The organism is Actinomycetospora succinea (genome assembly GCF_004363095.1).
Classification (GTDB): Bacteria; Actinomycetota; Actinomycetes; order Mycobacteriales; family Pseudonocardiaceae; genus Actinomycetospora; species Actinomycetospora succinea.
Genome location: NZ_SNYO01000001.1, coordinates 959,445 through 980,478, shown reverse-complemented (window position 1 = coordinate 980,478; position 21,034 = coordinate 959,445). Strand labels below are relative to the sequence as shown.

The following is a 21,034-nucleotide window of genomic DNA, read 5'->3' as shown; positions in this document are numbered from 1 at the left end:
CTACCCCACCAAACCGAACATCACGGACAGCGGCACGATCGCGAAGCCGATCGTGATCACCGCGGCCACGACGAAGGAGAAGGTCTTGAGCGCGTTCTGCTTGAGCGCGCTGTTCTGGCCGAACGTCTGGATCGCCGACCAGAGGCCGTGCCGGATGTGGAAGCCCAGCGCCACGACGGCGAGGACGTAGAACAGCGCCACGTACCAGCGGTCGAAGCTGGCGACGAGCTTCATGTAGGCGCTGTCGTCGCCGCCGAGGGGGTTCACGGTCCCGGTGGTCAGGTCGAGGATGTGCCAGATCACGAACAGCGCGATGATCACCCCGCCCCAGCGCATCGTGCGGGCCGCGTAGCTGCCCTGCCAGCTCTGCCGGTGCTGGTACCCGATCGGGCGCGCCTTCTTCGCGCGCGCCCAGAGCGAGAACGCCGCCCACATGTGCAGGACGACGCTGACCGTCAGGACCAGGCGGATGATCCAGAGGACGCCCTCGTAGCCGAAGATCGCCTCACCGATCTCGCGCAGGTGCTGCGAGTAGGCGTCGAAGGCCTGGATCCCGAAGAAGATCTTCAGGTTCCCGATCATGTGGGCGATGACGTAGAGCAGGAAGATCCCGCCGGTCACGGCCATGACCGACTTCTTCCCGACCGAGGTGCCCCACGTCCTCGACACGATGTTGCGCTGCGGGGTGATGACCACGTGAAAACGGTAAGTCGGGGATCCCCGGAGCGCTAATGCATGCAACACGGTCGTGCCATAGCGTGGAGCTATGGCGATGACCATCAAACAGCTCAGCTACTTCCTCGCTGTGGTGGACACCGGCCGATTCACGCAGGCAGCGGGCCTGTGCCGCGTCGCGCAACCCACGCTGAGCAAACAGATCCGCAGCCTCGAGGAGGACCTGGGCGAGACCTTGCTCACGCGCGGTCACGACAACGTCACACCCACGCCGGCGGGCGAGGCGCTGCTCCCCCTCGCCCGGAGGATCGTCGCCGACTCCGAGACCGCCCGGATGGAGATCGCCGAGCTCGCCGGGCTCCGCAAGGGCCGGCTGCGCCTCGGGGCCACGCCGAGCCTCTGCGTCAGCGTGGTCGCCGACGTGCTCGAGGTCTTCCACGGCCGCTACCCGGGCATCGCCATCCAGATCTCCGAGGGCGGCTCGCAGGACCTCGTCGCCGACCTGCAGCGCGGCCAGCTCGACGTCGCCCTGGTCATCGACCGCAAGCAGCCGGTCCCCGACCTCGCGATGACGCCGGTGCTGCGCGAGGAGCTGGTCGTCGTCACGGGGCGTGGTCGCCCCGACCTCGGCGAGCACATCGGCATCGCCGACCTCGCCCACCACCCGCTGGTCGTCAACCGGCCCGGCTACGAGCTGCGGGAGGTGACGCTCGCGGCGTGCGCGGCCGCGGGCGTCACCCCGCGCATCGCCGTCGAGGGCGGCGAGATGGACGCCGTGCTGCGCATGGTGGAGCGCGGGCTGGGCGTGGCGATCGTGCCGAGCCTCGTGCTCGCCGGACACCCGACGCTGCGCGCGACCCGCCTCGACGGCGGGGCCTGGAGCCACCGGACCATCTCGCTGGCCCACCGCACCGACGTCGCCCCGACCCGCGCCGCGCAGGCGTTCCGCGAGGACCTCCTCGCCGTGCTCGCCCGCACGTCACGCACCGGGCACCTGCCGCCGGGCGTGCGCTACGTCCACCCCCCGACGTTGTCGGCCTGAGCCTTGACGGCGTGGGCCAGGGCCGGCGCGAGGTCGCCGCCCCCGTCGACCAGGACGCCGTCGAGGCCCAGCCACTCCGCCATCGTCGCCAGCTCGGCGGCGAGCTCGGCGGCGACCCGGGACTCGGGCGCGCCCTCCTCGAGGTAGGCGCCGGGCACCCGGAGCAGCCCGATCGCGCGGTCGGCCTTGAGGTCGACGCGCGCCACGAGCCGCCCGTCGAGCAGGAACGGGAAGACGTAGTAGCCGTGGGTGCGCTTCTCGGCGGGCGTGTAGATGCCGATGCGGTAGTGGAAGTCGAAGAGCCGCAGCGTGCGGGCCCGGAACCAGATGAGCGGGTCGAACGGCGCCAGCAGGGCCCGGCCGGTGATCCGGCGCGGCACGCGCGTCTCGGGCGTCCGGTAGGCCGGCGCGCTCCAGCCCTCGACCTGCACGGGCACCAGTTCCCCCGCGTCGACGAGCTCCGCGACCGCGGCCTGGCTCTCGGTGGGCGGCAGGCGATAGTAGTCGCGCAGGTCGGGCTCGGTGGCGACGCCGAGCGCCCGCGCGGCACGGCGGATCAGCTCGCGCATCGACTCGTCGCGCGCCGGGTCGCGGGCGTGGACGTCGGGCGGGAGCACGCGCTCGGTGAGCTCGTAGGCGCGCCGGAAGCCGCGCCGCGTGCCGGTGGTGAGCTCGCCGATCGCGAAGAGGTGCTCGCACGCGACCTTGATGTCGCTGCGCTGCCACCAGCCGCCGTACGCGCGGGCGCGCCGGTCTCCCGCGTCGCCCAGCACCTTCTCGATCTCGCCGGCCTCGAGCGGGCCGTGCTCGGCCACGACGGCGGTGACGACGTCGAGGACGTCGGACCGGTGCTCGAGCGCGCTGCCCAGCCAGCGTCCCTGCTTCGCGGCGTTGTCGCGCATGCGCCAGCGGAAGAGCGGCCACTCGTCGACGGGCAGCAGGCTCGCCTCGTGGACCCAGAACTCGACCAGGGTCCGCCGGCGGGCCTGCGCGGGCTTCTGCGGCCACGCGAGCGCGTCGAGGGTGTCGCGGTCGTAGGGCCCGAGGCGGGAGAACAGCGGCGCGTAGTGCGCCCGGACGGCGACGTTGACGGAGTCGAGCTGGAGCAGGCCCAGCCGCTCGACCTCCGTCGCGATCGTGCGCCGCGCCGGCTGCCCGCGCCGCGCCGATCCGCCGAACCCCTGCGCGGCCACGGCCGCGCGCCGGGCCTGCGCCACCGACATGGTCTCCACGTCCCCGATCCTGCCCGAGGGGTCCGACAGTGGGACGGAGCATCAAGGGGAGCACGCCGATAGGGGAGCTCGACCATCGACTCAGTGCGGAATGAGCAGCCCCGCACCGGCGTTGACCTGGGTAAACGCTGTGAGGAGGACCCATGGTCGGGGACCGTGTGGAGATCGTCGTCGACGCCGGTGGCGCGACGCGGACGTGGGAGGTCGAGGCGACGAAGGCCGGGCGGCGCGTGGACATCGCGCACGGCCGCGGCGTGGTCGAGGTCAGCGAGGTGACGCGCGGCGGGACGCCGGTGCGCACCGCGAGGTTCATGTCGTCCCGGGTGCTCGCGCTCGTCGAGCACCCGGCCGGGCAGGCCCGTCTCGCCGACGACGAGCCCCCGGCGCTGCCGTTGCCGCGGCCCGCCTCCGTCTAGACAGCGGGTGACCGGGCGGGCGCGGACCGCGATCCTGCTGGTCAGGGCGAGATCCCTGCCCCAGGATCCGGGGCGTGCCCTCCCTCCCGGACATGATCGCCGCCGCGCGCCGACCGGCCGAGGCCGTCCTCGACCACGTCGGCCCGGGCAGCCAGATCGTCGTCAACTCGTTCAACGGTGAGCCCGCGACGGTGCTCGACGCCCTCGAGGCCGCCGGCGACCGGCTGGACGGCGTGCGGGTGCACCAGATGCTGGCGCCGCGCTCGCGGCCGTCCATCGAGGGCAAGATCCCGGGGCTGCGGCACGTGTCGTGGTTCCTGTCCCCCGCGACGCGTGAGGCCTTCCGCGCCGGTCGCTGCGACCTCGTGCCGAACAACTTCAGCGACGTCCCGCGCCTGTTGCGCCGGGCGGCCAACCCGGACCTCGTGGTCGCCTCGGTGTCGCCGCCGGACCGGCACGGCTACTTCTCGCTCGGCACCGACGCGACGTACACCGCGGCGTTCATCGGCGAGGTGCCGTTCTTCGTCGAGGTGAACGCGCAGATGCCGCGCACCTTCGGCGCCAACCAGCTCCACATCAGCGACGTGGTCGGCTGGTGCGAGGCCGACCGTCCCCTGGTGGTGCCGCCGAGCCCCGAGGTGACCGATCGCGACCGGGCGATCGCCGGGTTCGTCGCCGAGCGCATCCCGGACGGCGCGACCCTGCAGATCGGCATCGGCGCGGTGCCCGACATGGTGCTCGCCGCCCTCGGCGACCACCGCGAGCTGGGCGTGCACACCGAGGTGTTCGGCACCGGGTTCGTCGACCTCGTCGAGGCCGGCGTCATCACCGGCACCCGCAAGGCGACCCACCGCGGCAAGATCATCACGACGTCGAGCCTGGGCACCCAGCGCCTCTACGACTTCGTCGCCGACAACCCCGGCGTCGAGTACCACCCCGTCGACTACACCAACGACCCCTGGAACGTCGCCCGCGAGCCGCAGTTCCGCGCGGTCAACGCGACCCTCGAGGTCGACTTCCTGGGCCAGTGCGCCTCGGAGTCGCTCGGCAGCTCGTACTTCTCGTCCTCGGGCGGCCAGCCCGACTACGCGCGCGGCGCGATCATGTCCGAGCACGGCGCCGCGTTCATCGTGCTGCACTCGGCGACCCACGACGACACCGTGTCGCGGATCGTCCCGCAGCTGCAGCCCTGCGCCGCGGTCACGACGTTCAAGAACATCGTCGACAACGTCGTCACCGAGTACGGGGTCGCCGAGCTGCGCGGCGCCACGATCGCCGAGCGCACCGCGCGCCTCATCGCGATCGCGCACCCGCGCTTCCGCGACGAGCTCACCGCGGCGGCCCGGACCCTGGGGTACCTGTGAGCATCCCGCTCAGCATCCCTCTGGGCACCGAGGACCGCGCCATCCTCGACCTCGAGTGCACCACCGTCGTCGGCCACGTCCTGCACGCGGCGATGCTCGTCGGCCCGCCGGTGACGGCCGCCGGGATGCGCGCCCGGATCGCCGAGCGCCTCCCCGCCGCGCCCGAGCTGCGCTACCGCCTCGACGAGAGCGACGGCGAGCCCGTCTGGGTGCCCGACGCCCAGCTGGACCTCGCGGAGCACGTCGTCGACGCCCCCGGCGGGCCCTACGACCACGCCGGGTTGTGCGCGCTGGTGGCCGAGCGCTTCGCCGAGCACCTCGACCGGTCCCGGCCCCTGTGGTCCATGGACGTCGCCCCGCTCGCGGGCGGCGGCACCGCCCTGCTCTGGCGGGTCCACCACGCCCTCGCCGACGGCGCGACGATGACGCGCCTGTCGCACACCGTGCTCTACGACGAGGAGCCGCCCGCCGCCGCCGGTCACGCCGCCACGATCCGCGCCGACCACGAGCGACGCCGGGCCCACCTCGCGGGCGTCATCGCGCGCGAGTTCACGGTCGGGCGGGCGCACTCGCCGTTCGACGGCGAGATCTCCACCCGGCGCGGGGTGGCGTTCGTCGACACCGACCTCGCCGCCCTGCACGCCGCCGCCCGCTCGGTCGGCGCGACCGTCAACGACGCGTTCCTCGCGGTGCTGGCCGGCGGCCTCCGGCGGTGGATCGACCACCACGCGGGCACGGTCACCGACCTGCGCGTCCGCGTCCCGGTGAGCCTGCCGCGCGAGGACCCGTCGGCCGGCAACCGCGACTCGGCGTTCGACCTCCCGCTGCCGGTGCACGTCACCGATCCCCTCGAGCGCCTGCGCGCCGTCCACGAGCTGACGACCGCGCGCAAGGACGCCCGCGACGCCGCGCTCCTCGACGACCTGCTCCACCACCTCGCCGACGTCTCGCCGCCCCTGCGCCGTGTCTGCGACCGCCTGCGGGCCACGGCGCGCGCGTTCACCGTGAGCGTGTCCGACGTGCCCGGACCCCGCGAGCCCGTGGCGGTGCTGGGCCGCCGGGTCCGCGCGACCTGGCCCCTCGCGGAGATCGGGTTCCACCACGCGCTGCGGGTCACCGCCGCCTCGATGGTCGACGTGCTGTCGTTCGGGGTGACCGTCGACCCCGGCCTCGTGCCCGACGTCGACGTGCTCGCCGACGGGCTGGGCGCGGAGGCCGACCTGCTGGTCAGCGCAGCTCAGACGAGCCCGGCGAGCCGGTCGGCGACCTCGCGGTAGCGGCTCACCGCGACGAGGTGGATGCCGTCGACCCCGGCGTCGCGCAGGGCGAGGGCGTGCTCGACGGCCGGGTCGACGCCGGCGGTCTCGTCCTGCTCCAGGGCGTCGACCACGTGGTCCGGCAGGTCGAGGTCCATGCCCTCCGCGACGCCCCGGGCCATCCGTGGCCCGGTCGGGACCAGGACGCCGGCGCGGACGGGCTGCTCGAGGTCGGCGTGCCGCGCCCGCCAGTCGGCGACCGCCGGCACCGAGAACGTGGGCGCGAGCCAGACCACGTCGGCGTCGCGCTTCCACGCCGGCAGGTCGCGCCCAGGAGCCGCGACCACGCCGACGCGCAGGGTGGCCTCGTGCTCCGCGGCCAGCGCGCGGGCCTCGCGGAGCATGGCGCCCACCGTCAGCGGGCCGTCCTCGCCCTCCTGGTCCGGTTGGTCGCCGCGCAGCAGCAGGACCTCGTGCACGCCGAGCGCCAGCAGGCCGAGCAGGTCGCGGCGCAGGCCGAGGGTGTTGCGGTCGCGGGCGTTGAGCACCGCGACCGCCTCGTGCCCGCACCGGCGGACCTCGGCGGCGACGACCAGCCCGGCGACCGCCGCGCGCGCCGTCGCGTTGTCCGGCACGAGGAACCGGGCGGCGACCGGCGCGAGCGCGTCGAGCTGGCGTCCGACCGGTGTGAGGTCCGGGCGGTGCGGGACGTCCAGCTCGGCGGTGATGTCCAGGGTCACGCGACCTCGGTCAGCGACCCGCTGTCGACGTCGTAGACGAACCCGCGCACGCCGTCGGTGTGGACGAGGAACGGGCTCGAGCGCACGGCGGCGACCGAGTCACGGACGTCCTGCTCGGTGTCGCGGAACGTGCCGGGCGCCCAGGTGGGCTTCTGGCCGGTCTCCGACTCGAGCTCGGCGACGAAGTCGTCGTCGGTGAACGTCGCCATCCCGCACTTGGTGTGGTGCAGCAGGACGACCTCGCGGGTCGACAGCTTGCGCTGGCTCACGGCGAGCGAGCGCAGCACGTCGTCGGTCACCACGCCCCCGGCGTTGCGGATGACGTGGGCCTCGCCGTCGCCCAGGCCCAGCACCCGGTAGACGTCGAGGCGCGCGTCCATGCAGGCCACGACCGCGACGCCGCGCGAGGGCGGGCCGGGCAGGCCGGGCTTGTCGAAGCCCGCCGCGAAGCTCTTGTTGGCCGTCAGCATCTCGTCGGTCGCCGTCATGCCCCCGATCCTGGCGAGACCGTCCCCGGCGCGCACCGTGGGGTGATCCGGATCCCTGAGCTCCGCTTAGTCTCGGGGCATGGCGCTCGCCTCCGTCCGCCTCGCCACCGCCGAGGACGCCGCGGCCGTCGCGCACGTCCAGCGCACGGTGTGGACCTCCGCCTACGCCGACCTGCTGCCGCCCGGCGCCGTCGAGGGCTTCGACGTCGACGCGGTCGCGGCGGGGTGGGCGGGCCCGATCGACGCGGGCGCGGTGTGGGTCGCGACCGAGGGCGACGCGCTGGTCGGCTTCTGCGCGGCCGGGCCGGCGTCACCCGACGACCTCGCCGACGCCGCGGGCGCCGTGCCCGACGACGCGTCCTCGGTGGCCGCGGTCGCGGCGCTGCTCGTCGAGCCACGCTGGGGCCGGCGCGGGCATGCGGGACGCCTGCTGGTCGAGGCCGCGGCGGCGCTGCGGGCCGCCGGGGCGACGCGCGCGATCGCCTGGGTGCCCGAGCGCGACACCGCCTCGCGCCGGTTCTACGAGCGCGCCGGCTGGGACCCCGACGGCACCGTCCGCACCCTCGACGCGGGCGGGCGGCCGCTGCGCGAGATCCGGGTGGCCGGCGGCCTCGACCTGGAGTTCCGCCCCGAGCCCTCGCTGGACGACCTGGATCTCCCCCTGCTGACCTGAGGAGCGCCCGTGCTGATCGTCTACGGCTTCACCCGCGTCGCCGTCGTGGTGCGCCGCTGGTTCGAGATCTCCCCGGAGGCGGTGATGGAGCACGGCGCCCGCGTCGAGCTGCGCCTGCTCGCCCCCCAGGAGCACCGGGGCAGCGAGTCGGCCGCCCAGAGGACGGTCGTCGACCAGGCGTTCTGGCGTGCCGACCTGTTCACCCGGCTCGACCGGCCCGCCGACTCGTGGTCGGCCGCCCACTTCCACCCGTTCTTCGACGGTGACGAGCCCTCCGACCGCGTCTGGTCCACCGAGCTCACCGCCGACCCGTGGGGCTGGCTGACCGCGCAGCTGCAGGACGTCGGCGACCGGCTCGAGGGCGCCGGACACGACCGCGCGCTCGCGGCCGACGACGTCGACGAGGTCCGGGCGGCCGTCCCGCAGATCGTCGCCGCGGCGCGCTCGTTCAGCCCGGAGGACCGGATGTCGCGCGACGAGGACTTCCGGCTCACCAAGGACGCCGCGGAGCGCGTCCGGCGGATGGTCGCGCTGATCCCGGACACCGTCGAGGTCGACCGCGACTACCTGCGGCCCTGGCTCGAGCAGCAGCCCTAGTCGAGATCCAGCAGCGCGTCGAGGCCGACCGTCAGGCCCGGGTGCTCGGCGACCTTGCGGCACGCCAGCAGCACGCCCGGCATGAACGAGCTGCGGTGCAGGGAGTCGTGGCGGATCGTGAACGTCTCGCCCTCGGTGCCCAGCAGGACCTCCTGGTGCGCGACCAGGCCGGCCATGCGCACCGCGTGCACCGGGATGCCGTCGACCGTGGCGCCGCGCGCGCCGTCGGGGTCGTGGGTCGTCGCGTCCGGGCCGGACCCGAGGCCCGCCTCGGCGCGGGCGGCGGCGATCACCTGGGCGGTGCGCGTGGCCGTGCCCGAGGGGGCGTCGGCCTTGCGCGGGTGGTGCAGCTCGATCACCTCGACCGAGTCGAAGAACCGCGCCGCCTGCGCCGCGAAGCGCATCATCAGCACGGCGCCGATCCCGAAGTTCGGGACGACGAGCACGCCCTGCCCGGGCTGCAGACGCCCGCGGACCTCGTCGAGCAGGTCCTGGCCGACCCCGCTCGTGCCGACGACGACGTGCAGGCCGGCGTCGACGCACCAGCGCAGGTTGTCGGCCACCGCGGACGGGTGGGTGAAGTCGACGACGACGTCGGCCGCGCGCAGGGCCTCGCGGTCGTCGCCGACATCCACGCGAGCGACCAGCTCGAGGTCGTCGGCACCCTCGACGGCGCCGCACGCCTCGGAGCCCATGCGGCCGTTCGCGCCCAGCACTCCGACCTTGATCACTGCACCATCTCCCGCACCTCGTCCGGCAGCTCGTCGACGTCACCGTAGGGACCGACGACCGCGGCCGAGCGGGGGGCGGTGAGCAGCGACGACGCCAGCGATGCCACATCGCTCGCACCGACGGCGTCGATGCGCTCGAGCGTGCTCGCGAGGTCGGTGGCGCGGTCGAGCCCGCCGTGGTCGAGCTCGCGGCGGCCGAGGCGCGTCATCCGCGACGACGTGTCCTCGAGGCCGAGGACGAGCTCGCCGCGCAGCTGCCCGCGGGCGCGCACCAGCTCCGCGTCGGTGATGCCGTGCGCGGCGAGGTCGGCGATCTCGTCGCGCACCACCGCTGCCGCGGCCCCGAGACGCTCGGGCGCGCAGCCGACGTAGACCGCGAGCGCGCCCGCGTCGGTGTAGCCCGTGGTCGACGAGTAGACCGAGTACGCGAGCCCGCGCTGCTCGCGGACCTGCTGGAACAGCCGCGAGCTCATGCCGCCGCCGAGCACGGTGGACAGCACCTGCAGCGCGGGCCAGCGCTCGTCGGCGCGCCGCAGCGACGGCACGCCGAGCATGAGGTGGGCCTGCTCGGTGTCCTCGTCGCGCACCGAGAGGCGATCCGCGGGCGTGCCGGGCGTGTCCCCGGCGGCGCGGTGCCAGGGCTCGCCGGAGCCGCCGAGGCGCGACCCGTAGACCTCGGCCACCGCGTCGAGCACCTCGGCGTGCGCGACGTTGCCCGCCACGGCGAGCACCGAGCGTGCGGGGACGTAGTGGCGGGCGTGGAAATCGGCGAGCCGGTCGCGGGTCATGCCCGTGACCGACTCCTCGGTGCCGATCACCGGCAGGCCGAGCGGGTGCGCGCCGAACAGCAGCGCGTCGAAGTCGTCGGCCAGCAGGTCCTCGGGGTCCTCGTCGCGGCCGGCGATCTCGGAGAGCACGACGTCGCGCTCGAGCTCGACGTCCGCGCCCGCCATGACGGCGTCGAGCACCACGTCGCCGAGCACGTCGACCGCGAGCGGCATGTCTCGGTCGAGCACGTGCGCGTAGAAGCAGGTGTGCTCCTTGCCGGTGAACGCGTTGAGATCGCCGCCGACGGCGTCGATCTCCTCCGCGATCGCCCGGGCCGAGCGGCGCCGCGTGCCCTTGAACAGGAGGTGCTCGAGGTAGTGCGCGGCGCCGTGCGTGCCGGCGCCGAGGGCCGGCTCGTCGCGCGAGCCGACCTCGACCCACAGGCCCACCGACGCCGACCGCGCGCCGGCGACGTGCTCGGTGACCACCCGCAGGCCCCCGGGCAGCACGGACCGTGCTACGCCGGGGGCCGGGTGGTGCGTCTCGACAGCGGGAGCAGCAGGGTCGATGGTCGAGCTCCGCTCCGCTACGTCTCCCGTCACTCCTGCGACGAACCCCCGATGGCGCCCGTGACCGCGCCGGAGGTGGCCGGAGCGGCGTCGGTCGACGCGGCGGGCGCGTCGCCGTCCGACGCGGCGCCCTCGGCGGCCGCGTCCTCCTCCTTGACGGGGACGAGGCTGATCTTGCCGCGGTTGTCGATGTCGGTGATCTCGACGCGCAGCTTGTCGCCGACGTTGACGACGTCCTCGACCTTGCCGATGCGCTTGCCGCCGCCCAGCTTCGAGATGTGGACGAGGCCGTCGCGGCCCGGCAGCAGCGAGACGAAGGCACCGAAGGCGGCGGTCTTCACGACCGTGCCCAGGAAGCGCTCGCCGATCTTCGGCAGCTGCGGGTTGGCGATGGCGTTGATCTTGTCGATCGCGGCCTGGGCGCTCGGCCCGTCGGCGGCACCGACGTAGATCGTGCCGTCGTCCTCGATGGAGATGTCGGCGCCGGTCTCCTCGGTGATCGAGTTGATCATCTTGCCCTTCGGGCCGATGACCTCGCCGATCTTGTCGACCGGCACCTTCACCGTGGTGATGCGCGGCGCGAACTCGCTCATCTCGTCGGGCGCGTCGATGGCCTCGGCCATGACGTCGAGGATCGCGAGGCGGGCCCCGCGGGCCTGGGTCAGCGCCCGGCCGAGCACCTCGGACGGGATGCCCTCGAGCTTGGTGTCGAGCTGCAGGGCCGTCACGAAGTCCTTGGTGCCGGCGACCTTGAAGTCCATGTCACCGAACGCGTCCTCGGCGCCGAGGATGTCGGTGAGCGCGACGTAGGTCTCCTTGCCGTCGACCTCGCCGGACACGAGGCCCATGGCGATGCCCGCGACCGGCGCCTTGAGCGGCACACCGGCGTTGAGCAGCGACATCGTCGAGGCGCAGACCGAGCCCATCGAGGTCGAGCCGTTGGAGCCCAGCGCCTCGGAGACCTGGCGGATCGCGTAGGGGAACTCCTCGCGCGTCGGCAGGACGGGCACCAGGGCCCGCTCGGCCAGCGCGCCGTGGCCGATCTCGCGGCGCTTCGGCGAGCCCACGCGGCCCGTCTCGCCGGTGGAGAACGGCGGGAAGTTGTAGTGGTGCATGTACCGCTTGGTCGTCTCCGGGCCGAGCGAGTCGATCGTCTGCTCGAGACGGAGCATGTTCAGCGTGGTGACGCCCAGGATCTGGGTCTCGCCGCGCTCGAACAGGGCCGAGCCGTGGGCCCGCGGGATGACCTCGACCTCGGCGGCCAGCGGACGGATGTCCGTGGTGCCGCGGCCGTCGATGCGGAAGCCGTCGGAGAGGATCCGCTGGCGGACGGTCTTCTTGGTCAGCGAGCGGAACGCCTCGCCGATCTCCTTCTCGCGGCCCTCGAACTTGCCGGAGAGCTCCGAGACCAGGCGGTCCTTGATCGCGTCCTGGGCCTCGTCGCGGTCCTGCTTGCCGGTGATCTTGAAGGTGTCGTCGAGGTCGGAGCCGACCGCGCTCTCGACCGCCGAGAAGACGTCGTCCTGGTACGCCGGGAAGGTCGGGTAGTCCTTCGTCGTCACACCGGTCGCGGTGTAGAGCTCCTTCTGCGCCTCGCAGAGGGTGCGGATGAACGGCTTGGCCGCCTCCATGCCCGCCGCGACGATCTCCTCGGTGGGCGCCTGGGCGCCCTCGCCGACGAGCTGCCACGCGTGGTCGGTGGCCTCGGCCTCGACCATGGCGATCGCGACGTCCGAGCCGTCCTTGGTCACCGAGCCGGCGATGACCATGTCGAACACGGCGCCCTGGAGCTGCTCCCACGTCGGGAACGCGACCCACTGGCCGTTGATGAGGGCGACGCGGGTGGCGCCGATCGGGCCGTCGAAGGGCAGCCCGGAGATCTGGGTGGACGCCGAGGCCGCGTTGATGGCCAGGACGTCGTAGGGGTCCTTCGGGTCCAGGCTCTGGACCGTGATGACGACCTGGACCTCGTTGCGCAGGCCCGAGGTGAAGGTCGGGCGCAGCGGCCGGTCGATGAGCCGGCAGGTGAGGATCGCGTCGGTCGACGGGCGGCCCTCGCGGCGGAAGAACGAGCCGGGGATCCGGCCCGCGGCGTACATCCGCTCCTCGACGTCGACGGTCAGCGGGAAGAAGTCGAAGTTGTCCTTCGGCCGCTTCGACGCCGTCGTCGCGGAGAGCAGCATCGTGTCGTCGTCCAGGTAGGCGACGACGGCGCCGGCCGCCTGGCGGGCCAGCCGGCCCGTCTCGAAGCGGACGGTGCGGGTGCCGTAGGCACCGTTGTCCAGGACCGCAGTGGTCTCGTGGACTCCCGAGTCGGTCTCGGTCATGCGGGGTTCTCCTCTGCAGGGCCCCTACCGCGCCCGACCACGGCGGTCACGCCACGCGGCCGGTCTTCGATCGAAGCCCGGGGACGCCCAGAAGAGTGCTCTGTCGTCCCAGGGCCACTACCGAGGACCGGACGACGCGCGGGCGTCCCGGAGACGTGGCGGGTGGCAGCGGGGCCGGATAAGGGTTCTGCGCACGCCACCGCGCCGGCCGGCGTCTCGGCCGGTCGGCGCGGTGGGTGCGCGGGGTTCAGGGGTGCTCCGTCCGGAGGCTCAGCGACGCAGCCCCAGCCGCTCGATGAGCGAGCGGTAGCGGGCCACGTCGACGGAGGCGACGTACTTCAGCAGGCGACGACGACGCCCCACCAGCAGCAGCAGTCCGCGGCGGGAGTGGTGGTCGTGCTTGTGCATCTTGAGGTGCTCGGTGAGCCGCACGATGCGCTGCGTGAGCAGCGCGACCTGCGCCTCGGGCGACCCGGTGTCCGTCTCGTGGACGCCGTACTCGGTGAGGGTCGCCTTCTTCTGCTCGGTGGTCAGTGCCACGGGGTGGTGCTCCAGTCTGCTGTCGTCGGTGCCGTGAGCATGGGCGCCGACCGCCAGCACCCCACCGTGGCGAGGATGGATGCGGACGACGCACTCGCGGGGGCCTGTCCTTCGAGAGGGACCACCCGCCGCCCGGCCACCACGGACCGCAGCCAGGCGAAACAGCTCCCAGTGTACCGACGGGTCCGACGCTCCCGTCAGCGGCCCGGCTCCGGGGCCTCGAGGCTCGCCGCCTGTCTCAGGATGCCCGCGAGCGAGGGGAAGCCGCGGTCGAGGGTGTCGGCCGCGCGGGCCAGCTCGTCGGGGCCGGCGACCGTGCGGAGCAGGTCGTACGAGCCCTGGGTGGTCGTCGACGTGCTCGTCGGGGCACGGGGCTCGGCGGCCCGGACGGCGGCGAGGAGCCGCTCCACGGCGGCCGGGTCGTGGAGGGCGCTGCGGGGCACCGCCTGCTCCAGCAGCACCAGCCGCCCGTACACGGCCGGCGTCCCGATCTTGACCCGTCGGCCGCTCATGAGCTGCGAGAGCATCGGCGAGCTGACGCCCAGCGCGGCGGCCAGCGCCGCCTGCGAGACGTCGAGCGCACCGAGGAGGCGTCGCAGCCGGTCGCCCAGCGGCTCGCCGTAGAAGCGTCGCTGCAGCTCGCGGTTGCGCCGCACCGTCTCCGTCGTCTCCGACCGACCCACCCGCGCCACCTCGCTCCCCAGACCCTCGGCGAGGGTGGCAGCCGGCGTGTGGCGGTGGTGGCCGTTCGGGAGAAGTGCCGGGTCGGAGGCGGTCGTGTCAGAGACCCAGGACCTCGCGGGTCCGCGCCACGTCGTTGTCCATCGCGGCGATGAGCTCGTCGATCGAGTCGAAGCGGTCCATCCCGCGCAGCCGCTCGACGAAGTCCACGCCCACGCGGGCGCCGTAGAGGTCCTCCTCGGCGTCGAGCACGAACGCCTCGACGGTGCGCCGGCGTCCCTCGAACGTGGGGTTGGTGCCCACCGACGTCGCGGCGGGCCGGACCTCGCCCCGGTGGTGGAACCAGCAGGCGTACACCCCGTCGGCCGGGATCGCCGCGTGCTCGCCGCAGTCGACGTTGGCGGTGGGGTAGCCCAGCTCGCGGCCCCGCTGGTCGCCGCGGACCACGACCCCCTCGAGGCGGTGCGGGCGGCCCAGGGCCTCGGCGGCGGCCGCGACGTCGCCCGCGGCGATGCTCGCGCGGATGTAGGTGGACGAGAACGTGACCGTCGAGCTGCTCGCGGCGGCGCCGAGGGGCTCGGTGACCAGGTCCACGCCCTCGGCCGCGAAGCCGAAGCGCTGGCCGAGGCGCTCGAGCTCGGCGACGTCGCCCGCCGCCTTGTAGCCGAACGTGAAGTTCCGCCCGACGACGACCATCGCCGCGTGCAGCCGGTCCACGAGCAGCTCGTGGACGAACTCGTCGGGCGCCACCCGGGCGAGGTCGGGGGTGAACGGCAGCACCCAGAAGGCGTCGACGCCGAGCTCGGCGACCAGCTCGGCCCGCCGGGTCAGGGTGGTCAGGCGCGCGGGGTGCGTGCCCGGGCGCAGGACCGACGCGGGGTGCGGGTCGAAGGTGATCAGCACGGTCGGCAGGCCGAGCTCGCGCCCGTGGGCGACGGCCCGGGCGATGAGCTGCTGGTGGCCGCGGTGCACGCCGTCGAACACGCCGATCGTGACGACGCACCGCCCCCAGCCCGACGGCACCCCGTCGAGTCCCCGCCAGGTCTGCACGGCCGGGAGCGTACGGCCGGTACCCGCGGTCACGCCGTGTCGGTGGGGGTGATCAGGACGGGTCTCACGCGGGCGCCAGCACGAGGACCGGGCGCGCGGCGCCGCGGTCGTCGGCGACGAGCCCGATGACGTGGCCGTCGGGACCGAACACGCCGACCGTCCCGTCGCCGCCGCCCGGCCTCAGCGGGCGCCCGTGCGCGAGCCCGGCCGCCTCGTCGGCGTCGGCGTCGCGGCGCGGGAAGGCCGTGGCGACGGCGGCGTCGAGGTCGAGCGAGAGCGACGCGCGGCCCGCCGTCTCCTCCTCCTCGGCGAGGACCTCCAGCGACCGGGCCTGCGCGAGCGTGAACGGCCCGACCCGGGTGCGCCGCAGCGCCGTGAGGTGCCCGCCGACGCCGAGCCCGGCGCCGAGGTCGCGGGCCAGCGCGCGCACGTAGGTGCCCGACGAGCAGTCGACGAGCACGTCGAGGTCGCGGAACGGCCCGTCCTGCCGGGTGGCGAGGACGTCGAAGCGGCTCACGGTGACCGGGCGCGCCTCGAGCTGGACGTCCTCGCCGGCCCGGGCGCGCTCGTACGCGCGCCGGCCGTCGACCTTGATCGCCGAGACGCTGCTCGGGACCTGGGCGATGTCGCCCGTGAGCGCTCTGATGCCGTCGGTGATCGCCTGGTCGGTGATCTGGTCCGTCTCGACCGGGTCCCCGAGGGCCTCCCCCTCGGCGTCGTCCGTGCTGGTGGCGAGGCCGAGGCGGACGGTCGCGAGGTAGCTCTTGGTGTCGAGCGCGAGGTGGCCGAGGAGCTTCGTCGCGCGCTCGATGCCCAGCACCAGCACGCCCGTGGCCATCGGGTCGAGCGTGCCCGCGTGCCCCACCTTCCGCGTGCCCATCAGGCGCCGGGCGCGCCCGACGACGTCGTGCGAGGTCCACCCCGCGGGCTTGTCGACCACCAGCAGCCCCGGCGGCGGGGGCTCGCGCCGCTCGCCCCGGTCTCCCGCCCTCCCACCACCACGTCCGGACACGGGCGACCATGATGCCCGCCCCATCGCCGGGCCCCTCAGGGTCCCGGCAGGCATGCTGGGGAGCGTGACGATCCCGACGCGCACCGACGTCCTCGTCGTGGGCGCCGGCCCCGCCGGGTCGGCCGCCGCGGCGTGGGCCGCCGAGGCCGGCCACGACGTCGTCCTCGCCGACGCCGCCGTCTTCCCCCGCGACAAGGCCTGCGGCGACGGCCTGACCCCGCGGGCGATCGCGGAGCTCGAGCACCTCGGGCTCGGCGACTGGGTCCGCGGGCGCGGCAGCAACCGGGGCCTGCGGGCCGCCGGGTTCGGCCAGCTGCTGGAGCTCCCCTGGCCCGGCGGGTCGCTGCCCGCGCACGGCGGGGCCGTCGCGCGCACCGAGCTCGACGCCCGCATCCGCTCGGTCGCCCTGGAGAAGGGCGCGCAGCCGGTGGAGGGCGCCCGCGCGGTCGACGTCGAGCGGGACGGTGACCGCGTCACCGGCGTCGTGCTCGCGGGTCCGGACGGGCCGACGACGATCGCGTGCCGGCGCCTCGTCGTCGCCGACGGGGCGCGCTCGACGCTCGGGCGGGTGCTCGGGCGCGAGTGGCACCGCGAGACCGCCTACGGCGTCGCCGCCCGCGGCTACGTCCGCTCCGGGCGCCACGACGACGAGTGGATCTCGTCGCACCTGGAGCTGCGGGGCACCGAGAACGAGGTGCTCTCCGGCTACGGCTGGGTGTTCCCGCTGCACGACGGGCACGTGAACATCGGCGTCGGGACCCTGGCCACCGAGGCGCGACCCGCGAACGTGCGGCTCCGCTCGCTGATCGCGCACTACGCCGACCAGCGCCGCGACGACTGGCAGCTCGACGGCGAGGTGCGCGACGTCGCGTCGGCCCTGCTGCCCATGGGCGGCGCCGTCTCGGGCGTCGCGGGGCGCAACTGGGCGCTCGTCGGCGACGCCGCCGGGCTCGTGAACCCGCTCAACGGCGAGGGCATCGACTACGGCCTGGAGAGCGGGCGCACGGTCGCGGGCCTGCTGGACAGCGAGGACGACCTCTCGCTGGCCTGGCCCGCCACGCTGCGCCGGCACTACGGCTCGGCGTTCTCGATCGCGCGGCGCCTGGCGACGCTGCTGACCACGCCGCGCCTGCTCCCGATCGCCGGGCCGGTCGGCATGCGCTCGCGGGCCCTGATGACCGTCGCCCTGCGCGTCATGGGCAACCTCGTCACCGACGAGGACGCCGACCTCGTCGCCCGCGCCTGGCGCGTGGCCGGGCGCGCGTCGCTGCGCGTCGACGAGCTGCCGCCGTTCCCCGCCGCCGACCTGCGCCGCCCGGTCGCGGCGGGCTGAGCCACTCGGATCGGGCCGACCCGTGTCCCGAGGACACGGGTCGCCGGGGTCAACGATGGCCCGACGCCGGCGAGGGGCGGTCACGGCCGCTCGAGCAGCATGATCGCTGCAGGTGCTCCTCCGACCCCGTGACACGTGGTCTCCGGAGCACCGGGAGCGATCATGGTGCTCCCTCACCGCGCGCCTCCGCTCCCGGTGATCAGGAGCGCTGTGGGTTCCGAGGTTCCTCAGGTGCCCGTGACCGCCCAGTCCTCGCCGCGCACGCGCACGCCCACCGCGACGGCGCGGGCGACGATGAACAGCGCCAGGCCCGCCCAGATCCCGACCAGGCCCCACCCGAACGCGAGCGAGAGCCAGATCGTCGGCAGGAACACGACCACGGCCGAGCCGACGGTGATCCGGCGCAGGTAGGCGGCGTCGCCGGCGCCGAGCAGCACCCCGTCGAGCGCGAAGACGTAGGCGGCGATCGGCTGCAGCGCGACGAAGAACCACCACGCCTGCGGCACGACGTCGCGCACGGCCGGGTCGGGCGTGAACACCCCCGGGAGCACGCCCGCGGTCACGGCGAACACGACGCCCGCGACGCACCCCAGGACGAGCCCGTAGCGGGTCACCCGGCCGCTCACCCGCCGCGCGGTCCCCACGGACGCCGCCCCGAGCGCCGCCCCGACCAGCGACTGCGCGGCGATGGCCAGCGCGTCCAGCACGGTGACCATGAACGTCCAGAGCTGCAGGACGATCTGGTGGGCGGCCACGGACTCGGCGCCGAAGCGCGCCGCCACGGCCGTCGCCGACAGGAAGCAGGCCTGGAACGCGGCGCTGCGCAGGAGCAGGTCGCGCCCGAGCCCGAACTGCGCGCGCATGTCCGCCGGCACCGGCCGCAGGGACACGCGCTCCCGGACGAGCGCGCCGACGAACAGCAGTCCGACCACCGCCTGGGCGCCGACGTTCGCCCACGCCGAGCCCTCGAGGCCCAGCTCCGGGAACGGGCCGACGCCGTACACGAGCAGCGGGCAGACGATCGCCGAGAGCCCGTTGCCGGCGAGCACGACGACGATCGGGCGTCGCGTGTCCTGGACCCCGCGCATCCACCCGTGCCCGGCGAGGGCGACGAGGATGCCCGGCGCACCCCACACCGCGATCCGCAGCCAGCCGGTCGCGGCGGCGGCGACCTCTCCCCCGCCGCCGAGCAGGTCGGCGAGCCAGGGCGCGAGCAGCCAGAGGGTCGCGATGACGACCGCCCCGACGCCCAGCGCGATCCAGGTCGCCGCGACGCCCTCGCGCACGGCGGCCGCGCGGTCGCCGGCGCCGTGGTGGCGGGCGGCGCGCGCCGTGGTGCCGTAGGCCAGGAACGTCCCGAGGCCCGCGATCTGGGCCAGCACCACCCCGCCGACCGCGAGGCCGGCCAGCGGCACGGCCCCGAGGTGCCCGACGACCGCGGTGTCGACGAGCAGGTAGAGCGGCTCGGCGACGAGGACGACGAGCGCCGACGAGGCCAGCGCGAGGACCCGCCGCGCCCCGGGATCGGTGTCCGGTTCGGTGCCTGCCGTCATCCCAGGAGCGGGGCGTCCGCCAGCGCGCGGCGTACGCGGTCGAGGATGTCCGGCGCGTCGCCGTCGACCGTGAAGCCCGACGCGTGCCGGTGCCCCCCGCCGCCCAGCGCCGACGCGGCCGCGGCGACGTCGAGGCGGCCCTTGGAGCGCATGTTCGCGGTCCAGCGCCGGTCGCCGACCTGCTTGAGCACCACCGCCACCTCGGCCTCCGCGGTCGTGCGCAGGACGTCGATGACGCTCTCGATCTCCTCCTGGCGCCCGACGTCGATGTGGTCGCGGGTGACGCGGGCGTGCACGAGCCCGAGGCCGCGGGCCTCATCGACCTCGAGGCGGGCGGTGGCCAGCACCGCGGAGAGCATCGCGAGCCACGAGAACGGGTGGGTGTCGAGCAGCGGGCGCGTCACGGCCTCGGCGTCGACGCCCGCGACGAGCAGGCGCGCCGCCATCGCGTGGGTGTCCGGGGAGGCGGCGCGGAAGTTGCGGGTGTCGGTGACGAGCCCCGCGTAGAGGCAGCGCGCCGTGGGGAGGTCGACGGGCGCGCCCATGGCGTCGAGCAGGTGCAGCACCATCACCGCGGTGGCCTCGGCCCGCGGGTCGACGTAGTAGAAGGTCCCGAACCCGGAGTTCGAGACGTGGTGGTCGATCACCAGCGTCGTGGCCGCCGTGTCGGCGCGGTCGGCGAGGGTGCCGAGCCGGTCGACGCTGCCGGTGTCGAGCACGACGAGCAGCTCGGGGGCGTGCACGACCCGGTGGTGGGGCACGACGAGGCCCGCGACGTCGAGGTCGCGCAGCGACTCGGCCGGGTGCTCGGGCGCCCCGAACGACACCTGCACGTGCGCGCCCCGGCGGTGCAGCGCGAGGCCGAGGGCCAGCGCGCTGCCGAGCGCGTCCGCGTCCGGGTTGACGTGGGCCAGCAGCACCACCTGACGGGCGCCGGTGAGCACGCCGACCGCCTCGTCGAGGGTGATCGGCCGGCTCGTCAGGGCCCGGCTCTCGTCCGCCGCCACCATCGCGGGTGCGCTCCCCTCGAGACGTCCACCGACGGGGGGCGTCGGCGTGACGCCGTCACGGTACGGAGTCGGGGTCAGCCCGTCGACCGCGCGCTGTGATCGGGGTCGACCGCGCCCATGGTCGAGCTCCGCTCCGCTCCGTCTCTCTCGTCGCCCACCGGGACGTCGTCGAGCTCCCCGTCGTCGTCCTCGTCCTCGCGCGGCTTGCGGTACGGGTCGGCCTCGCCGGCATAGGCGGCGCCGACGGCGAGGGTGGCGACCTCCGCGTCCGCGCGCCGCACGCCCTCGAGCACCTCGTCGAGGCGCTTGGCGCCCTCGGGGATGGCGTCGGGCACGAACTCGAGGCTCGGTGTGAACCGCACCCCGGTCTGGCGGCCGACGGCCGTGCGCAGCACGCCGCGCGCGCTGGCGAGGGCGGCCGCCGACCCGGCGCGCTCGGTGTCGTCGCCGTAGACGGTGTAGAAGACCGTGGCCTCCCGGAGGTCCGGGGTGACACGGGTGTCGGTGATCGTGACCATCGCCAGGCGCGGGTCCTTGACCTCGTGCTCCAGCGTGGAGGCGACGATCTGGGAGATCCGCTTGGCGAGCCTGCGGGCCCGTGGCGCGTCGGCCATGGCGGGGGCTCCTTCTCGAAGTGCAGGGAGGGGCTAGTCGTCGTGCGGACCCAGCCAGCGGGTCCGCGCGGAGAGCACCTGGAACTCGGGGTGGGAGGCCACCAGGCGCTCGCAGTGGTCGAGCACGTCGGTGACGTGCTCGGGGTCGGCCGCGACCGCCGCGACCCCGATGAGGGCACGGCGGTGCAGGTCGAGATGACCGGCCTCGGCGACCGACACCGCGTACTTCCGCTTCAGCTCGGCGACGACGGGCCGCACCACGGAGCGCTTCTCCTTGATGGACCCGACGTCACCGAGCAGCAGGTCGAGCTCGAGGGCGCCGACGTACATCCGTCAGCGCCCCCGAGCCGAGGTCGAGCTCCG

22 protein-coding genes are annotated in these 21,034 nt (G+C 74.5%); 7 read left to right on the top strand and 15 right to left on the bottom strand.

The window, feature by feature from the left end; genetic code table 11:
* Positions 1 to 696 (bottom strand): succinate dehydrogenase cytochrome b subunit, encoded by a 696-nt coding sequence (locus EV188_RS04645; protein WP_133824999.1) that lies wholly within the window; start codon positions 694 to 696, stop codon positions 1 to 3.
* Between the two features lie 76 nt (positions 697 to 772).
* Here EV188_RS04645 and EV188_RS04640 point away from each other — a divergent pair, with 76 nt between their 5' ends.
* The gene (locus tag EV188_RS04640) at positions 773 to 1,717 is read left to right on the top strand and encodes a LysR family transcriptional regulator (RefSeq protein ID WP_133824998.1); all 945 of its coding nucleotides are present in this window, start codon (positions 773 to 775) and stop codon (positions 1,715 to 1,717) included.
* Here EV188_RS04640 and EV188_RS04635 read toward each other — a convergent pair.
* Positions 1,687 to 2,940 carry a winged helix-turn-helix domain-containing protein gene (locus EV188_RS04635; protein ID WP_133825409.1) on the bottom strand — a complete coding sequence of 418 codons (1,254 nt, stop codon included), beginning with the start codon at positions 2,938 to 2,940 and terminating at the stop codon, positions 1,687 to 1,689. The genes EV188_RS04640 and EV188_RS04635 overlap by 31 nt on opposite strands.
* Before the next feature lie 152 nt (positions 2,941 to 3,092).
* On the opposite strand from EV188_RS04635, the gene EV188_RS04630 reads away from it, so the two are divergent.
* From EV188_RS04630 to EV188_RS04620, 3 genes are all read left to right on the top strand, one after another.
* Positions 3,093 to 3,365 (top strand): hypothetical protein, encoded by a 273-nt coding sequence (locus EV188_RS04630; RefSeq protein WP_133824997.1) that lies wholly within the window; start codon positions 3,093 to 3,095, stop codon positions 3,363 to 3,365.
* Between the two features lie 74 nt (positions 3,366 to 3,439).
* Positions 3,440 to 4,729 (top strand): acetyl-CoA hydrolase/transferase family protein, encoded by a 1,290-nt coding sequence (locus EV188_RS04625; protein ID WP_243741466.1) that lies wholly within the window; start codon positions 3,440 to 3,442, stop codon positions 4,727 to 4,729.
* Positions 4,726 to 6,006 (top strand): wax ester/triacylglycerol synthase domain-containing protein, encoded by a 1,281-nt coding sequence (locus EV188_RS04620; RefSeq protein ID WP_133824996.1) that lies wholly within the window; start codon positions 4,726 to 4,728, stop codon positions 6,004 to 6,006. The genes EV188_RS04625 and EV188_RS04620 overlap by 4 nt, the downstream gene beginning before the upstream one ends.
* Here the strand turns inward: EV188_RS04620 and EV188_RS04615 are convergent.
* Entirely contained in the window at positions 5,967 to 6,725 is a 759-nt protein-coding gene (locus EV188_RS04615; RefSeq protein WP_133824995.1) for a methylenetetrahydrofolate reductase, read from the bottom strand. The genes EV188_RS04620 and EV188_RS04615 overlap by 40 nt on opposite strands.
* Complete coding sequence (locus EV188_RS04610; protein ID WP_133824994.1) at positions 6,722 to 7,213, bottom strand: beta-class carbonic anhydrase; 492 nt, start codon at positions 7,211 to 7,213, stop codon at positions 6,722 to 6,724. The genes EV188_RS04615 and EV188_RS04610 overlap by 4 nt, the downstream gene beginning before the upstream one ends.
* A gap of 79 nt (positions 7,214 to 7,292) precedes the next feature.
* Between EV188_RS04610 and EV188_RS04605 the strand changes: the two genes are divergently transcribed.
* Both EV188_RS04605 and EV188_RS04600 read left to right on the top strand, forming a co-directional pair.
* Positions 7,293 to 7,886: a GNAT family N-acetyltransferase gene (locus EV188_RS04605; protein WP_133824993.1), complete on the top strand. Its 594-nt coding sequence runs from the start codon at positions 7,293 to 7,295 to the stop codon at positions 7,884 to 7,886.
* Between the two features lie 9 nt (positions 7,887 to 7,895).
* Positions 7,896 to 8,483, top strand: coding sequence for a hypothetical protein (locus tag EV188_RS04600; RefSeq protein ID WP_133824992.1), 588 nt, complete (start codon positions 7,896 to 7,898; stop codon positions 8,481 to 8,483).
* On the opposite strand, the gene dapB is transcribed toward EV188_RS04600, so the two are convergent.
* The 7 genes from dapB to truB all read right to left on the bottom strand — a co-directional run bounded on the left by dapB (position 8,480) and on the right by truB (position 16,161).
* A complete protein-coding gene (gene dapB / locus EV188_RS04595; RefSeq protein WP_133824991.1) occupies positions 8,480 to 9,214 on the bottom strand; it encodes a 4-hydroxy-tetrahydrodipicolinate reductase in 735 nt (244 codons plus the stop codon). The genes EV188_RS04600 and dapB overlap by 4 nt on opposite strands.
* Positions 9,211 to 10,491: a M16 family metallopeptidase gene (locus EV188_RS04590; RefSeq protein ID WP_243741465.1), complete on the bottom strand. Its 1,281-nt coding sequence runs from the start codon at positions 10,489 to 10,491 to the stop codon at positions 9,211 to 9,213. Before EV188_RS04590 ends, dapB begins: the two co-directional genes overlap by 4 nt.
* An 89-nt stretch (positions 10,492 to 10,580) precedes the next feature.
* On the bottom strand, positions 10,581 to 12,878 hold the full coding sequence (locus EV188_RS04585; protein ID WP_133824990.1) for a polyribonucleotide nucleotidyltransferase: 2,298 nt from the start codon (positions 12,876 to 12,878) through the stop codon (positions 10,581 to 10,583).
* Between the two features lie 270 nt (positions 12,879 to 13,148).
* Positions 13,149 to 13,418, bottom strand: a complete 270-nt coding sequence (rpsO, locus tag EV188_RS04580) for a 30S ribosomal protein S15 (RefSeq protein ID WP_133824989.1) — start codon at positions 13,416 to 13,418, stop codon at positions 13,149 to 13,151.
* Between the two features lie 197 nt (positions 13,419 to 13,615).
* A complete protein-coding gene (locus tag EV188_RS04575; protein WP_133824988.1) occupies positions 13,616 to 14,101 on the bottom strand; it encodes a helix-turn-helix domain-containing protein in 486 nt (161 codons plus the stop codon).
* Between the two features lie 97 nt (positions 14,102 to 14,198).
* Positions 14,199 to 15,149: a bifunctional riboflavin kinase/FAD synthetase gene (locus EV188_RS04570; RefSeq protein ID WP_133824987.1), complete on the bottom strand. Its 951-nt coding sequence runs from the start codon at positions 15,147 to 15,149 to the stop codon at positions 14,199 to 14,201.
* Between the two features lie 64 nt (positions 15,150 to 15,213).
* Positions 15,214 to 16,161, bottom strand: coding sequence for a tRNA pseudouridine(55) synthase TruB (gene truB / locus EV188_RS04565; RefSeq protein WP_243741464.1), 948 nt, complete (start codon positions 16,159 to 16,161; stop codon positions 15,214 to 15,216).
* 64 nt (positions 16,162 to 16,225) lie between these two features.
* Here truB and EV188_RS04560 point away from each other — a divergent pair, with 64 nt between their 5' ends.
* Positions 16,226 to 17,494, top strand: a complete 1,269-nt coding sequence (locus tag EV188_RS04560) for a geranylgeranyl reductase family protein (protein ID WP_243741463.1) — start codon at positions 16,226 to 16,228, stop codon at positions 17,492 to 17,494.
* 227 nt (positions 17,495 to 17,721) lie between these two features.
* Here the strand turns inward: EV188_RS04560 and EV188_RS04555 are convergent, their stop codons facing one another.
* The 4 genes from EV188_RS04555 to EV188_RS04540 all read right to left on the bottom strand — a co-directional run bounded on the left by EV188_RS04555 (position 17,722) and on the right by EV188_RS04540 (position 21,001).
* Positions 17,722 to 19,047 (bottom strand): MATE family efflux transporter, encoded by a 1,326-nt coding sequence (locus EV188_RS04555; protein ID WP_133824985.1) that lies wholly within the window; start codon positions 19,045 to 19,047, stop codon positions 17,722 to 17,724.
* Positions 19,044 to 20,057, bottom strand: a complete 1,014-nt coding sequence (locus EV188_RS04550) for a DHH family phosphoesterase (RefSeq protein ID WP_133824984.1) — start codon at positions 20,055 to 20,057, stop codon at positions 19,044 to 19,046. Before EV188_RS04550 ends, EV188_RS04555 begins: the two co-directional genes overlap by 4 nt.
* Positions 20,058 to 20,131: 74 nt before the next feature.
* Positions 20,132 to 20,671, bottom strand: coding sequence for a 30S ribosome-binding factor RbfA (gene rbfA / locus EV188_RS04545; RefSeq protein WP_133824983.1), 540 nt, complete (start codon positions 20,669 to 20,671; stop codon positions 20,132 to 20,134).
* A gap of 33 nt (positions 20,672 to 20,704) precedes the next feature.
* Complete coding sequence (locus EV188_RS04540) at positions 20,705 to 21,001, bottom strand: DUF503 domain-containing protein (protein WP_133824982.1); 297 nt, start codon at positions 20,999 to 21,001, stop codon at positions 20,705 to 20,707.
* Positions 21,002 to 21,034 lie beyond the last annotated feature (33 nt).